The organism is Stutzerimonas sp. CXK-1 (assembly GCF_057738225.1).
In genome coordinates this window covers 3,362,481-3,377,166 of record NZ_CM173217.1, presented here as the reverse complement: position 1 = coordinate 3,377,166, position 14,686 = coordinate 3,362,481, and the positions used below count along the sequence as shown (strand labels likewise).

Sequence of the window (14,686 nt, the reverse complement as noted above, 5' to 3'; positions counted from 1 at the left end):
ACCAACGCGTGGATGTGCTTTGCGACATCCACCCTACGCACCGGCACCCACCGCAGCGCCATTGAGATCACGCGGTATCACGAGGAGAGGCACATGAGCCGCAAATGGATCAGTTTCCCCATCCGCGAGGGTGAGACTTCGCGTCAGGCGCACTGCGATTTTCCGCAGGGCACCTACGAGCGCGAAATGGGCCGCGAAGGCTTCTTCGGCCCGGCTTCGCACCTGCATCACAAGCATCCGCCGACCGGCTGGATCGACTGGGAAGGCCCGCTGCGCCCGCACGCCTTCAACTTCAATCACATCCCCAGCGAAGGTGACTGCCCGCTGCAGGCGCCGTTGGCGCTGCACAACGCCGACGTCAAGTTGCGCCTGTGGAAGACCAACGGCGCCATGCGCCACCTGGTGCGCAACGGTGACGGTGACGAACTGCTGTTCATCCACGAGGGCGCCGGGCATCTGTACTGCGACTTCGGCCACCTGGAATTCCGCGACGGCGACTACCTGATGATCCCGCGCGGCACCGCCTGGCGCATCGAGGCGACAGAGCCGGTGTTCATGCTGCTGATCGAGAACACCGACGGCGCCTACCAGCTGCCGGAAAAAGGCCTGGTCGGCCCGCACGCGATTTTCGACCCCGCGGTGCTCGACCACCCCCGGCTGGACGACGCCTTCCGCGCGCAGCAGGACGAGAACCCCTGGCAGATCCGCATCAAGCGGCGAGAGCAGATCACCACCGTGACCTACCCGTACAACCCGCTGGACGTGGTCGGCTGGCACGGCGACAACACCGTGGTACGGCTCAACTGGCGTGACATCCGCCCGCTGATGAGCCATCGCTACCACCTGCCGCCGTCGGCGCACACCACCTTCGTCGCCAACGGTTTCGTGGTCTGCACCTTCACGCCGCGGCCGGTGGAATCCGACCCGGGCGCGCTGAAGGTGCCGTTCTTCCACAACAACGACGACTACGACGAAGTGCTGTTCTACCACCGCGGCAACTTCTTCAGCCGCGACAACATCGAGCAGGGCATGGTGACCTTCCACCCCTGCGGCTTCCCCCACGGGCCGCACCCGAAGGCACTGAAGAAGGCCAGCACCGACCCGGCGACCTTTGCCGACGAGGTGGCGGTGATGATCGACACCCGCCGCGCGCTGGAAGTCGGCGAGGCCGCCGCCGCCGTCGATGTCCCCGAATACGTCAACTCCTGGCGTGCGCCGGGCAAGGAATCCTGATGAAACTCGCAACCCTCAACCAGGGCCGCGACGGCGTGCTCGTCGTCGTTTCCCGTGATCTCGCCCGCGCGGTGAAAGTGCCGCAGGTCGCCGCCACGCTGCAGGCCGCGCTGGATGACTGGCAGTACTGCAAGCCGAAGCTGGAAGCGGTCTACCAGCGCCTCAACGACGGGCTGGAGGAGGGCGCATTCGCCTTCGACCAGACCGCCTGCCACAGCCCGCTGCCGCGCGCCTATCACTGGGCCGACGGCAGTGCCTACGTCAATCACGTCGAGCTGGTGCGCAAGGCGCGTGGCGCCGAGATGCCGGAGTCCTTCTGGCACGATCCGCTGATGTACCAGGGCGGCGCCGATGCCTTTATCCCGCCGCACAGCCCGATCCGCCTAGCCGACGAGGCCTGGGGCATCGATCTGGAAGGCGAACTGGCGGTGATCACCGACGACGTGCCCATGGGTGCGACGCCGGCCGAGGCGGCCTCGCACATCCAGCTGCTGATGCTGGTCAACGACGTGTCGCTGCGCAACCTGATCCCCGGCGAGCTGGCCAAGGGCTTCGGCTTCTACCAGAGCAAGCCATCGTCGAGCTTCTCGCCGGTGGCGGTGACGCCGGACGAGCTGGGCGAAACCTGGCGCGACGGCAAGGTGCATCGGCCTCTGGTCTCGCATATCAACGGTGAGCTGTTCGGCCAGCCGGATGCCGGCACCGACATGACCTTCAACTTCCCGACCCTGGTCGCCCACGCTGCGCGCACCCGTCCGCTGGGTGCCGGCACCATCATCGGCTCGGGCACGGTGTCGAACTACGACCGCAGCGCCGGCTCGTCCTGCCTGGCCGAGAAGCGCATGCTCGAGGTGATCGAGCACGGCGAGGCGAAGACGCCGTTCCTCCGCTTCGGTGACCGGGTGCGCATCGAGATGTTCGACGCCAGCGGGCAGAGCATCTTCGGCGCCATCGATCAGCAGGTGGAGAAATATGAAGGCTAGGGTGGGGGGCTTCACGCCCACCGCGCGGAACAGGCAGCCGGTGGAGATCGCTGCGCGGTTTTCCACCCCACGGCTCAGGGTGGTTCGCCATGTTGAAACTCTACGGCTACTGGCGCTCCAGCGCCGCCTACCGCGTGCGCATCGCGCTGAACCTCAAGGGCCTGGCCTATCGCCAGGTGCCGGTGCATCTGGTCAAGGACGGCGGCCAGCAGCACGCCGCCGAGTACCGCACGCTCAATCCGCAGGGGCTGGTGCCGCTGCTGGTCGACGAGTTCAACGGCGGCGCGCGCATCGCCCAGTCGCTGGCGATCCTCGAGTACCTCGACGAGGTGTTTCCGGTGCCGGCGCTGCTGCCGGACGATCCGGTGCGCCGCGCCCAGGTGCGCGCACTGGCCATGCACATCGCCTGCGATATCCACCCGTTGAACAACCTGCGCGTGCTCAAGTACCTGTCCGGCGAGCTCGGTGTCGACGACGAGGCGAAGAATGCCTGGTACCGGCACTGGGTCACCGAGGGGCTGGCGGCGGTGGAGGCGGGGCTGGAAGCCTTTGGTGACGAGCTGTCGCTGGGCCAGCGGCCCGGCTATCTCGAAGCCTGCCTGGTGCCGCAGGTGTACAACGCCCGCCGTTTCGACTGCCCAATGGACGCCTATCCACGTATCCTCGCGCGGGTTGCTCGCTGCGAGGCGCTGGAGGCATTCGCCCAGGCCGCCCCGGAGGTGCAACCCGACGCTGGCTGACTACCCACAACCTTGCGTGCCACTCCGCCATGCCACAAGCGCGGCGGGTTCGATCCGTCACAGATAAAAACAAGCAGGTGACGCATGACTCGTGAAAAACCGAAGAATCTCTGGCTGTCCCGCTGGGGCTTCATTCTCGCCGCGACCGGCTCGGCGGTCGGGCTCGGCAATATCTGGAAATTCCCCTACATCACCGGCGAGTACGGCGGCGGCGCCTTTGTGCTCATGTACCTGGTCTGCATCCTCGCCATCGGCATTCCGGTGATGATGACCGAGATCGCCATTGGCCGCCGCGGGCGCGGCAGCCCGATCGACGCCATCGCCCGCGTGGTGCGCGAGAACAACGGCAACCCGGCCTGGAAGCTGGTCGGCAGCATGGCGATGCTCGCCGGCTTCATGATCCTTTGCTTCTACGTGGTGGTCGCCGGCTGGGCCTTCGCCTATACGGTCAAGATGCTCGACGGCTCGCTCGCGGCGAGCAGCGTCGAGGGCCTGGCACAGACCTTCGAGGCGCACAACTCCAACCCCTGGGTGCTCGGTGGCTGGAGCGTGCTGGTGGCGCTGCTGACACTGTTCATCGTCGGCCGCGGCGTACAGGCCGGGGTCGAGCGGGCGTTCCGCTGGATGATGCCCGGGCTGGCGGTGATGCTGCTGGTGCTGGTCGGTTACGGCCTGACCAGCGGCGGCTTCGACGAGGGCTTTGCCTTCCTGTTCAGTTTCGATGCCTCCAAGCTCAGCGGTGAAGCGCTGCTGGCCGCCCTGGGCCACGCCTTCTTCACCCTCAGCCTGGCCTCCGGGGCGATCCTCACCTATGGCTCCTACCTGCCGGATGGCCAGTCCATCGCGCGCACCACCTTCATGGTGGCGATCGCCGATACCTGCGTGGCGTTGCTCGCGGGGCTGGCGATCTTCCCGGTGATTTTCGCCAATGGCATGAGCCCGAGCGCCGGGCCGGGGCTGATCTTCATGAGCCTGCCGCTGGCCTTCCAGCAGATGCCGTTCGGCACGCTGTTCGGCGTGCTGTTCTTCGCCATGGTGTCGGTTGCCGCGCTGTCCTCGGCGATCTCGATGATCGAGGCGACCGTCGCCTACCTCAACGAAAAGCACGGCATCAGCCGCGGCAAGGCCGCCATCGGCTCGGGGACGGTGCTGCTGGTGATCAGCCTGCTGGCGATGCTCTCGTTCAACGTTGGCGCCGACTGGAAGCTGTTCGGCACCACCCTGTTCGATGCCCTGGACTACCTGACCTCGCGCTGGATGATGCCGCTGGGCGGAATCTTCATGGCGGTACTGGCCGGCTACTGCCTGCGCGCCGAAATCATGCGCGACGAGCTGGAGCTGTCGCCGGCCGGCTACGCGCTGTGGCTGTTCATGGTGCGCTACGTCAGCCCGGTGCTGATCCTCATGGTCTTCCTGCATGCGCTCGGCTGGCTGGGCTTCGACCCGCTCGAGCGCTGGTACTGGATCGCCAGCGCCATCGCGTTGCTGACGATCGTCGGCGAAGGCTTTCGCCCGCGGGTGATGCCGGCCCTGGCCGGTCGCTGAGCCTGGTGCGTGACGAGCAGACGCCAGCCTCCGGGCTGGCGTTTTTTATGGGCGCGCGCCTCCGCTGCGGCGGTGGTCCTGGGCAAGCGCTTTGCGGGCGCAGGACGGCCGGCGGTCAAGTTCTGCCGAAAACAGCCGAAAACTTGACCGAGATCAACGGAATGCACCGTGCGCAGGATGCGAGCCCCGCTCAGCCAACCGGATGTTCCGCAAATGCCCAAACAGCTCAAGTTCAGCCACAAGATCCTGCTGGCCGCCTCGCTGGTCGTGGTCGTCGCCTTCGCGCTGTTCACGCTTTACAACGACTACCTGCAGCGCAACGCCATCCGCGCGAACCTGCAGAGCTATCTCGACGAGATGGGCGTGGTCACCGCCGACAATATCGCCAACTGGCTGTCCGGCCGCCTGGTGCTGCTCGAGAGCCTTGCGCAGACCGTCGCGCGCGACAACTCGACCGAACAGGTCGAAGCCCTGGTCCGCCAGCCGGCGCTCAGCTCGACCTTTGCCTTCAGCTACCTGGGGCGTGCCGACGGCGAATTCCTCGTGCATCCGCGCTTCGAGCTGCCGCCGGGCTACGACCCGCGCCAGCGCCCCTGGTACAAGGATGCCGTGGCCGCCGGCCGGACCACGCTGACCGAGCCCTACGAGGATGCGGCGACCAACGAGCTGATCATCACCGTGGCGACCCCGGCGCAGGCCGGCGGCCAGACCCTTGGCGTGATCGGCGGCGACCTGAGCCTGAAGGTGCTGGTCGACATCATCAACTCGCTCGACTTCAACGGCATGGGCCATGCGTTTCTCGTCAGTGCCGACGGCAAGATCCTCGTCCACCCGGACAAGACCAAGGTCAACAAGACGCTGAGCGAGCTCTACCCGCAGAACACCCCGAGCCTGACCAGCCGCTACGCCGAGGCGAGCCTCGACGGCAACGAGCGCATCCTCGCCTTCAGCCCGGTCGAAGGCCTGCCGTCGGTGAAGTGGTACGTCGGCATCTCGGTCGACCGTGACAAGGCCTATGCCAGCCTGGCCAGCTTCCGTACCTCGGCCTTTGTCGCCACGGCCGTGGCGGTGCTGTTCATCATCGCCCTGCTGGGCATGCTGATTCGCGTGCTGATGCGCCCGCTGACCGACATGGGCCGGGCCATGGCCAACATCGCCGAGGGCGAGGGCGACCTGACCCGCCGCCTGGCGGTGCAGTCGAACGACGAGTTCGGCCAGCTGGCCGGTGCTTTCAACCGCTTCGTCGAGCGCATCCACGGCTCCATCCGCGAGGTGTCCTCGGCGACCCAGCAGGTGCATGAAGTGGTCAACCTGGTACTCGCCGCGTCCAACTCGTCGATGGCCAACTCGGGCGAGCAGGCCAGCCGTACCAACAGCGTGGCCGCGGCGATCAACGAGCTGGGCGCCGCCGCGCAGGAGATCGCACGCAACGCCGCCGACGCCTCGCAGCAGGCCAGCGGCGCGAGCGGCGAGGCCGACGACGGGCGCCAGGTGGTCGAGCGCAACATCGCCGCGATGCGTGAACTCTCGGCAAAGATCAGCGACTCCTGCCGGCAGATAGAGACGCTCAACGCCAAGACGGTCGACATCGGCCACATCCTCGAGGTCATCAAGGGCATCTCCGAGCAGACCAACCTGCTGGCGCTCAACGCGGCCATCGAGGCGGCACGGGCCGGCGAGGCCGGGCGCGGCTTCGCCGTGGTCGCCGACGAGGTGCGCAGCCTGGCGCATCGCACGCAGAGCTCGGCACAGGAGATCCAGCAGATGATCGAACAACTGCAGGTCGATGCGCGGCAGTCGGTCACCACCATGACCGAGAGCCAGCGTCAGAGCGAAAGCAGCGTGAGCATCGCCGACCAGGCGGGCGAGCGACTGGTCGCGGTGACCCGCAGCATCGGCGAGATCGACGCGATGAACCAGTCGGTCGCCACCGCCACCGAAGAGCAGACTGCGGTGATCGAGTCGCTGAACATGGACATCATCGAAATCAACACGCTCAACCAGCAGGGCGTGGAGAACCTCGAGGCGACCCTGCGTGCCTGTGGCGACCTCGAGCGCCAGGCCGGCCGCCTCAAGCAGCTGGTGGACAGCTTCCGCATCTAGCGCGCCTTCCGTCCGGCCGCCGTGGAGCAGCGGCGGCCGGTTGCGGTCGAAACCTCTCAGGGCAACATGACCATGGGAGGTTTTTTCATGAAGGTACTGATCGTTCTCACCTCGCACGACCGCCTGGGCGATACCGGCAAGCCCACCGGCTTCTGGCTCGAGGAGTTCGCCGCGCCGTACTTCGTCCTGCGCGATGCCGGCGCCGACATCACCCTGGCCTCGCCCAAGGGCGGGCAGCCACCGCTCGACCCGAAGAGCGATGCACCTGACGCGCAGACCGAGGCCACCCGGCGCTTCAAGGAAGACGCCGAGGCGCAACGCGCGCTGGCCAGCACGCGCAAGCTGGACGAGATGTCTGCCGCGGACTTCGACGCGGTGTTCTTTCCCGGCGGGCATGGCCCGCTCTGGGACCTGGCGCAGGATCGCCACTCGATCGGCCTGATCGAAGCCTTCGTGCGGGCCGGCAAGCCGGTGGCCGCGGTGTGCCATGCCCCGGCGGTACTCTGCGAGGTGCGCGGGCCGGACGGCGAGTTCCTGGTCAAGGGGCGCGGCGTGACGGGCTTTACCAACAGCGAGGAGGCGGCGGTCGAGCTGACCGAGGTGGTGCCGTTCCTGCTCGAGGACCGGCTCAAGGCGCGCGGCGGCAACTACAGCAAGGGGCCGGACTGGGCGTCCTACGTGGTGGTCGACGGACACCTGGTGACCGGGCAGAACCCGGCCTCTTCGGAGGCCGCGGCCGACGCCCTGCTGGAGTTGCTGCGCGCCGGCTGATCAGCGTGCGGCCGGCCAGCTCAGGGCATCGGCACTGGCGCAGGCGCCGAACAGCGGCTTGCTGAACAGATAGCCCTGCATCAGCTCGATGCCCTGATCGGCCAGGCACAGGTATTCGTCAGCGGTTTCCACGCCTTCGGCGATCACCCGGATGTTCAGCTCGCGGCACATCTGCGTGACCCCGCGCACGATCGCCTGGCGCGAGCGGCTGGCGTCGATGCCGCGGATCAGATCCATGTCCAGCTTGATCAGGTCCGGCTGGAAGTCGGCCAGCAGGTTGAGCCCGGCGAAGCCGGCGCCGAAATCGTCGATCGCGGTGAGAAAGCCGATGCGCTGGTATTCGCGCAGGACTTCGGCAAGCCACTTGCCGTCGCTCACCTCTTCGCCCTCGACCGTCTCGAAGATGATCCGCTCGATCGGGAAGTCGTGCTCGCGCGCGGCCTGCAGCGTCGAGCGGATGCACAGTTCGGGGCGGTAGATCGCATTGGGCATGAAGTTGATCGACAGCCGGCTCTGCATGTCGAGCGCCGCAGCCGTGCGGATGGCCTCGACGCGGCAGGCCTGGTCGAAGCGATAGCGGTTCTCCTCGGTCACCCGCGACAGCACGGTCGGGGCCGGTTCGCCGGCCGGGCCGCGTATCAGCGCCTCGTGCGCGAAGACCTGGCGGGCCGCCAGATCGACGATCGGCTGGTAGGCATAGGCAAAGGCGAAGTCCAGCGGCTGGGCGTTGCGGCAGCCCTCGCAGGTGACAGGCTGGTCGGAGTCGCAGGCGGAGCGGCGGGGCATCGGTGTTCCTCGGGTGCTTGGCGGCCATTGCGCCTGAAGGGCCGCGCGATGACGGCAGCATAACGGCTGCCGGTCGCGGTGACGGTTACCTTCTGTTGTCGGCCGCCTCGGCGGCTTTCTTGACCACCCGGAGCGCTTGACCGAGGGCGCCGCGATGGCTGGTCAGTCAGCCTCGGCGGCCGCCCGGCCGACGCGACTCGCCAGTTCCAGCGCCTGAATCGTGCTGTATTGCGCATTGGTGCCATGGTTGGCCCCGGCATTGATGCGCAGGTCGACACGCAGGCCCGCCACCGCGGCCAGGCGCTGCGCCGTCTCGCGGGCGTTGCCGACCATGCGCCGTTCGGCCAGGTGCCGCTGGCGCGGGTCGCTCAGCGGGTCGCCAGCCTGCGGTTCCTCGGCACTGCCGGCGGTAATCAGCAGCTGCGCGCGAGGCGCGGCCTTGCCGGCGCGGCGCTCGAACGCGCTCAGGCGACGTTCGACAAAGCCCTGATACCACCAGATCGACGGGCTGGCGGCGACATAGCCGCTGAAGGCCTGCGGGCGCTCGAGCAGGGCGTAGAGGGTGAACAACCCGCCATAGGAGTGGCCGAACAGGGTCTGTCGCGACGGATCGACCCGATAGCGCGCGGCGATCAGCGGCTTGAGCTCGTCCTCGATGAACGCCAGGAAACGCTCGGCGCCGCCAGCGGGTGGCGCCAGGCGCCCGGGCAATCGCTGGCGGTCTGCGGCGTCGGGTGTGTAGTCCTCGGCCCGCGCCTCGAAGTCGTAGAGCTGGGTGTTCGGGTAGCCGATGCCGACCACCAGCACCGAGTCGCGTAGCGCCGGGTCGGGGCGAGCCTCGAGTGCCTGGGCCTGCAGCGCGAGCGTCGGGAACAGCGCATTGCCGTCGAGCACGAAGAGCACCGGGTAGCCCGCGGCGGGTGGCTCCTGCTGTGGTCGCGCCACGAAGATGCGGTAGTCGCGGCCGGTGTGCCGCGAATGCACGCTGCGCTGTTCGGTATGCGCCAGCGTCACCGCCTGCCAGGCCGGTGCGGCGTCCTCGGCTGCGGCGCCGCCGGCCCCGAGTGTGGCGAGCAGGGCCAGTACGAGGCGCCTCACGGGTGCGCCTCGGTCCGGGCCGGCAATGGGCCGTCGCGCCATTGGACTTCCAGCGCTTCGTCGCCGGAGAAGCGTTTGAGATGGTCGGCGATGACGAAGCGCAGGCGCCGCTCGGCCTCGCCGGCCTCGGCCTGGCAATCGATCAGCAGGCGCTCGGCTTCGGCGTGCATCCGGCATTCGCCAAAGGCGAAGGCGACCTTTGCCGCGGTTTCGTCGGCCCACACTTCGGCCTTGTGGGCGAAGTGTTTGTGCAGGCGCGTCATGTTGCGTGCGGCGCGCGGCGTGGGTACCTGGGCATGGAACTGGGGCATGCGTTGTCTCCTGTGCAGTACCGCCGGGCCTTCCGGCCGCGGCGGCACGGGCGGTCAGAACTGGTAGCGGGCGCCGACGCTGAAGCTGCGCGAGGGGCCGTAGAAGTTGAAGGTGCCGACGCTGCCGACCCGCGAGTAGTACTTGCGGTCCAGCAGGTTGTTCACGTCGAAGGTCGCGGTGAGCTGCTCGGTCACCGGGTAGGACAGCTTGGCATCGACCACGGCATAGCCAGGTGCGCTCAGGCGCGGGCTGCCGGCGCGTTCGATGTGAAAATCGCTCATCGCCGTGACGCCGCCACCAATGCCCAGGCCGCGCAGGCCGCCGCCGGGCAGGGTGTACTGGGTCCACAGCGAGGCCTGGTGCCGGGGCATCAGCGCGAACAGCGCGTTGTCGTCGCCGGCGAGGTTCTCGGTCTTCATGTAGGTGTAGCCGGCCAGCACTTCCCAGTCGGGCGTCAGGTAGCCGCTGATCTCGAACTCGCCGCCGCGGATGCGCGTCTTGCCGCTGGCTTCGTAGACGCCGCCGATCGGCACGCCGTTGGCGTCGATGGCACCGGTGGCGCGGTTCTCGTCGGTCAGCTGGAAGGCGCTGAGCCGGGCGTTGAGGTCGCCGCCGAAGTAGCTGCCCTTGATGCCCAGTTCGTACTGATCGCCTTCGCGCGGGTCGATGATGCGCCCGTCCGCACCGGCTTCGCTTTGTGGCTTGAATACCCGCGAGTAGCTGGCGTACAGCGAGTGCTGCGCATCCAGGTCGAACACCAGGCCGCCGTAGGGGGTGACGTAGCCCGTTTCGCTGACATCGCGGGCGGCACTGCTGTTGTCGCCTTCATAGCTGCTGACCCGCGCACCGCCGATCAGCGCCAGGCGTTCGATCGGGCGAAAGGTCAGCTTGGCGTAGAGCCCGGCCTCGCGCTCCTTCGTCTCGGTCGGCGTGCCGAAGCGGACGTCCGGCCGCGCGATGTCGGTCGGTCGATAGCTGGCGAGGTCGATCGGGCCGAGGTTGCCGCGCGCATCGGCCGTTTCGGTGTCGTAGCGCTTGTAGTCGGTGCCGATGACGAACTCGCTGACCTGCCCAAGCCATTCGAACGGCTGGCTGTAGTTGGCATCGACGGCGAGGGTGTCCTGCTCCAGGTCGCGTGCGGTGTAGGCCAGGCTGGTGGCTCCGCTGTTCACGTTGCGCGCGGTGAAGGCGTACAGGTAGTCGGTCGCGCGCCTGGAGCCGCGCACGGCGATGCGGCCGTAGCCGCCATTGTCGAAGCGATGGGTGAGTTCGGCCACGGCATCGGTGGTGCGACCGTCGAAGTCACCCCAGTCGGCGCCCAGGTAGGTCGAGCGGCTGAACGATTCGAGGCTGCCGTCGATGGCCGCCGGGTAGCCGTTGTGCGGGACGATGTCCTTGGTCTGGTGGATCAGCCCGAAGGCCAGGGTGGTGGCCTCGGTCAAGTCGATGTCCAGCGCGCCATAGAAGCTCTCGCTGGTGTTGGCGTTGTAGTCGACCTCGCCATTGGTGTCGGCGCGCGAGAGCACCGTGCGGCCGCGGATGCGCCCCTGCTCGTCGAGCGGGCCGGCGAGGTCGGCTTCAAGGTATTGGCTGTCCCAGCTGCCGTAGCGGCCGGTCAGGCTGCCCTGGAATTCGCGGGTCGGGCGCTTGCGCACCATGTTGACGATGCCACCCATCTCGCTGGTGCTGTTGAACAGGCCGGAGGGCCCGCGCATGACCTCGACGCGATCGAACGGCGACAGCGACGGCAGGGTGCCGTTGATGCTCGCCATCGGCGCCGGCAGGCCATCGATGTTGAACTCGTCGTACTCGTAGCCGCGCGCATAGATCGACGAGCGTCCGCTGTCGTTGGTCAGCGTGCGCAGGCCGGTGGAGTACTTGGCCAGGTCGTCGAGGTTCACGAACTGGCGGTCGCGGATGTAATCGTGGGTGTAGACGCTGATCGACTGCGGGATGTCGCGCAGCTCGGCCGGCGTCTTGGTGCCCACGGTGGCGGCGGGCACCGTGTAGCCGCCGCTCTGCTCGGAGGACGGCATGTCGTACAGGCGGTTGCCCTCGACGGTGATGCTCTCCAGCTGAACCGCATCGCCCGGCGCGGCCACGCCCTGGGCCAGCGCGCTCAGCGGGAAAGGCGCGAGCAGGCCGGCGAGCAGCAGGTGGCGGGAACGCTGGGCAAGGCGAAGCGGGCGGGTGCGTGTGTCCATGTGGCAGCTCCTGGTGCAGAGGGCGGGCAGGTTGGCGATTGCCTCGCTCTACAAATGATAACGATTTGCATCCGAGAATGACGGCGCGTAGTCTGCCACCAGCACCTTGCTCGAACCTTTGCGCGCGCAAACATTTGCTTTGCGCGGCCATACCGGGGACCGCCGCATGCAGCAGCCTGTACACCTGATCCGTCGCGATGAGCTGCCCGCCATGAGCCAGCCCGGCCTGCGCCTGGCGCGGCCGGATGACGATCGGCTGTTCTATGGGCGGGTGCAGTGGTTGCAGCTGCGCGACGGCCTGTCGCTGCACTGGTCCGATTACCAGGAGCTGCAGGATTTCGTCACCGAGAACCCGGTCGGGCCGCGGCTGTCGTTCGTGCTGTTTCTCGAGGGGCAGAGCGAGGTGCAGTACGGCGACCTGGCGCTGACCTTCGGCCAGCCCGATCGCCGCCGCCCCGAGGGCGTGGCGCTGGCGATGAACGAGCCGGTGCTGTTCCGCCGCCAGGCGCGACGTGGCCGGCGCATCCGCAAACTGGTGGTGAGCCTGACGCCGGAGTGGTTCGAGCGGGCCGGCGCGCAGGACGTGGCCGGCGGTGCGCTGCATCGCTTCATGCACAGCCATCTGGTGCCGCGGCGCTGGACACCTTCGGCACGCCTGCTGACCCTGGCCGAGCAGATGCTCAGCCCGCCGGGCTACGACCCGCTGCTCGAACGGCTGTACCTGGAGAGCCGGGCACTGGACATCGCCTGCGAAGCCTTGGGCAGCCTCGCCGAGCCGCCGCCCGCGCATGGCCTGCGCCCGCACGAGCACCTGCGTGTGCAGCGGCTGACCGAACTGCTCGACAGCGGCGCGGCGGACGACCTGTCACTGGCGGGGATCGCCCGTGAGATCGGTTGCAACGCCACGACGCTGCAGCGCCAGTTCCGGGCGCTGCGCGGCCTTTCGGTGTTCGAGTATCAGCGCCAACGGCGCCTGCAGCAGGCCCGCGAGGCGCTCGAACGCGACGGTGTCAGCGTCAGCGAGGCGGCCTGGCGTGCCGGCTACAGCAGCCCGGCCAACTTCGCCACCGCCTTCAAGCGCCAGTTCGGCGTCAGCCCGCGGCAGTTGCGCGCGCGCGTCTAGCCGGGGGGCGCCGCCCGCCGGTGGGCGCCGCGGGGGTCAGGCGACCACCCGGGCGATGGCGGCGGCCAGGGCATCGAGGCGTTCGGCATCGAGCCCGGCGACGCTGGCGCGGCCGCTTTCGACCAGGTACACCGAATGCTCGGCGCGCAGCCGGCGCACCTGTTCGGCGGTCAGCCCGGTGTAGGAGAACATCCCGCGCTGCTCGGCGATGTGCGCGAAGCGTTCGGCCAGGCCGTAGGGCATCAGCGCCTCGACCAGACCCTGGCGCAGGCTGGCGATGCGTCGGCGCATCGTTTCTACCTCGTCCTGCCAGATCTGCCGCAGCGGATCGTCGCTGAGGATGGCGGCCACCACCGCGGCGCCGTGTGCCGGCGGCGTCGACCACAGGCCGCGGGCCAGCGCCGCCAGCTGGCTGCGTACATCGAGTAGCCGCTCGCTGTCGGCGGCGAGCACGATCAGCCCGCCGGTGCGCTCGCGGTACAGGCCGAAGTTCTTCGAGCACGAACTGGTGATCAGCAGCTCCGGCAGCGTCTCGGCGAACAGCCGCACCGCCCAGGCGTCCTCGTCCAGGCCATCGCCGAAGCCCTGGTAGGCGAAGTCGAACAGCGGCAGCAGTTCGCGGCGACGCACGATGTCGAGCACCCGCAGCCAGTCGTCCTGGCTCAGGTCGAAGCCGGTCGGGTTGTGACAGCAGGCGTGCAGCAGCACCACGTCGCCGGGCGGAATGCGCTCCAGCGTGGCGAACAGGCCGTCGCGGTCCAGGCGGTTGTCGGCGCCGACGTAGGGGTAATGGCGCAGCGGCACGCCCGCCGCGGCGAACAGCGTTTCATGGATCGGCCAGGTCGGGTCGCTCAGCCAGAGGCTGCGCCCGGGCAGGCAGCGGGCAATGAACTCGCCGGCCAGGCGCAAGGCGCCGGTGCCCCCGGGGGCCTGGGTGCAACCGGCGCGCTCCTCGGTCAGCGCCAGCGCACGCGGGCTCAACACCAGGCGCAGCAACTGCGCGCCGAACAGGGCATCGCCGTGGCCGCCGATGTAGCTCTTGGTTTCTTCGCTGTCGACCAGGCGCTGCTCGGCCAGCTTGACCGCCCGCGGGATGGGCGTCAGCCCGCGGGCGTCCTTGTAGACGCCGACGCCCAGGTCGAGCTTGGCCGGGTTGGGGTCGGCGCGGTAGGCGTCCAGCAGGCCGAGGATAGGGTCGCCGAGCACGCGGGGTATCTGGCCGAAATGCATCACTTGCGGCCCTCGGCGCTGGCGGCGAGCTGGTCGGTGCGCGCGGCCATGATGAAGTCGTTGCGGTGCAGGCCGCGCATCTCGTGGCTCCACCAGGTCACGGTGACCTTGCCCCATTCGGTGAGCAGGGCCGGATGGTGGCCGACTTCCTCGGCGATGGCGCCGACCGCGTTGGTGAAGGCCAGGGCGTGGCGGAAAGTGCGGAACAGGAAGACGCGTTCCAGCTCCATGTGGTCGCCGCGTACCTCGATGTTCCAGTCGGGAATCTCGCGGATCAGCTCGGCCAGTTCTTCGTCGGATACCTTGGGCGCATCGGCGCGGCAGGCTTCGCATTGGGCTTGGGCGAGGGCGGTCATGGTGTCGGTCCCTTTGGTCTGTTGGGTGAAGGTCATTGGAAAGCCTAGGCGAATGGAAGGCCGTAGGGTGGACAACGCCGCAGGCTTGTCCACGCGTCGGGTTCGCTCCGCCTCGCTGTCGATAGATCGGGTTGCGGTCGGTGGATGAGCCTTGCGGCGTCATCCACCTACTGCTTGGTGGCAGCCGAATCGGCGCGTGGAA

The 14,686-nt window shown here is 68.2% G+C and carries 13 protein-coding genes; 7 read left to right on the top strand and 6 right to left on the bottom strand.

Annotated elements, in window-relative coordinates; translation table 11 throughout:
• The first annotated feature begins 93 nt into the window (after nt 1-93).
• The 6 genes from AC0KXH_RS16070 to AC0KXH_RS16045 all read left to right on the top strand — a co-directional run bounded on the left by AC0KXH_RS16070 (nt 94) and on the right by AC0KXH_RS16045 (nt 7,375).
• The gene (locus AC0KXH_RS16070; protein WP_488223692.1) at nt 94-1,233 is read left to right on the top strand and encodes a homogentisate 1,2-dioxygenase; all 1,140 of its coding nucleotides are present in this window, start codon (nt 94-96) and stop codon (nt 1,231-1,233) included.
• Nucleotides 1,233-2,216, top strand: coding sequence for a fumarylacetoacetate hydrolase family protein (locus tag AC0KXH_RS16065; protein WP_488223691.1), 984 nt, complete (start codon nt 1,233-1,235; stop codon nt 2,214-2,216). The genes AC0KXH_RS16070 and AC0KXH_RS16065 overlap by 1 nt, the downstream gene beginning before the upstream one ends.
• Nucleotides 2,217-2,305: 89 nt before the next feature.
• A complete protein-coding gene (maiA, locus tag AC0KXH_RS16060) occupies nt 2,306-2,956 on the top strand; it encodes a maleylacetoacetate isomerase (protein ID WP_488223690.1) in 651 nt (216 codons plus the stop codon).
• A gap of 84 nt (nt 2,957-3,040) precedes the next feature.
• Nucleotides 3,041-4,501, top strand: coding sequence for a sodium-dependent transporter (locus AC0KXH_RS16055; RefSeq protein ID WP_488223689.1), 1,461 nt, complete (start codon nt 3,041-3,043; stop codon nt 4,499-4,501).
• 213 nt (nt 4,502-4,714) lie between these two features.
• Nucleotides 4,715-6,604, top strand: coding sequence for a methyl-accepting chemotaxis protein (locus tag AC0KXH_RS16050; protein ID WP_200629274.1), 1,890 nt, complete (start codon nt 4,715-4,717; stop codon nt 6,602-6,604).
• Between the two features lie 87 nt (nt 6,605-6,691).
• Nucleotides 6,692-7,375, top strand: a complete 684-nt coding sequence (locus AC0KXH_RS16045; RefSeq protein ID WP_224110314.1) for a type 1 glutamine amidotransferase domain-containing protein — start codon at nt 6,692-6,694, stop codon at nt 7,373-7,375.
• Here the strand turns inward: AC0KXH_RS16045 and rimA are convergent, their stop codons facing one another.
• From rimA to AC0KXH_RS16025, 4 genes are all read right to left on the bottom strand, one after another.
• On the bottom strand, nt 7,376-8,161 hold the full coding sequence (gene rimA / locus AC0KXH_RS16040; protein WP_041107750.1) for a S6 modification regulatory phosphodiesterase RimA: 786 nt from the start codon (nt 8,159-8,161) through the stop codon (nt 7,376-7,378).
• Nucleotides 8,162-8,323: 162 nt separating this feature from the next.
• Nucleotides 8,324-9,259, bottom strand: coding sequence for an alpha/beta hydrolase (locus tag AC0KXH_RS16035; protein WP_488223688.1), 936 nt, complete (start codon nt 9,257-9,259; stop codon nt 8,324-8,326).
• A complete protein-coding gene (locus tag AC0KXH_RS16030; protein WP_043221940.1) occupies nt 9,256-9,570 on the bottom strand; it encodes a DUF2218 domain-containing protein in 315 nt (104 codons plus the stop codon). Before AC0KXH_RS16030 ends, AC0KXH_RS16035 begins: the two co-directional genes overlap by 4 nt.
• A 54-nt stretch (nt 9,571-9,624) precedes the next feature.
• A complete protein-coding gene (locus AC0KXH_RS16025; RefSeq protein ID WP_488223687.1) occupies nt 9,625-11,775 on the bottom strand; it encodes a TonB-dependent siderophore receptor in 2,151 nt (716 codons plus the stop codon).
• 166 nt (nt 11,776-11,941) lie between these two features.
• Between AC0KXH_RS16025 and AC0KXH_RS16020 the strand changes: the two genes are divergently transcribed.
• Nucleotides 11,942-12,898, top strand: coding sequence for a helix-turn-helix transcriptional regulator (locus AC0KXH_RS16020; protein WP_488223686.1), 957 nt, complete (start codon nt 11,942-11,944; stop codon nt 12,896-12,898).
• Nucleotides 12,899-12,934: 36 nt separating this feature from the next.
• On the opposite strand, the gene AC0KXH_RS16015 is transcribed toward AC0KXH_RS16020, so the two are convergent.
• Together AC0KXH_RS16015 and AC0KXH_RS16010 are read right to left on the bottom strand one after the other, a co-directional pair.
• Complete coding sequence (locus tag AC0KXH_RS16015; protein WP_488224618.1) at nt 12,935-14,128, bottom strand: amino acid aminotransferase; 1,194 nt, start codon at nt 14,126-14,128, stop codon at nt 12,935-12,937.
• Nucleotides 14,128-14,484, bottom strand: coding sequence for a 4a-hydroxytetrahydrobiopterin dehydratase (locus AC0KXH_RS16010; protein WP_041108580.1), 357 nt, complete (start codon nt 14,482-14,484; stop codon nt 14,128-14,130). Before AC0KXH_RS16010 ends, AC0KXH_RS16015 begins: the two co-directional genes overlap by 1 nt.
• Nucleotides 14,485-14,686 lie beyond the last annotated feature (202 nt).